Genomic DNA, 221 nt, shown 5'->3' on the forward strand with positions numbered 1-221 from the left:
TCACTCCCTACGGGCTTGGACCGGTCCTTCCATTCACCGGCTCTCCCTAGCCTCCTGCGTCACCCCTTCGTAATATCGGTTGTATGGTGGTATCGGATTTTCAACCGATTCTCCATCACCTACGCCTCTTCGGCCTCGGCTTAGGTCCCGACTTACCCTGGGCGGACGAGCCTTCCCCAGGAAACCTCAGGTTTTCGGCGGGCAGGATTCTCACCTGCCTT

Annotated in this window: 1 rRNA gene; it reads right to left on the bottom strand. The window is 58.4% G+C overall.

Annotation, left to right across the window (positions count from 1 at the left end):
- Positions 1–221 (bottom strand): 23S ribosomal RNA (locus ULO1_RS14415); the annotation flags it as partial.

Source organism: Carboxydocella sp. ULO1, from assembly GCF_002049255.1.
Lineage (GTDB): Bacteria > Bacillota.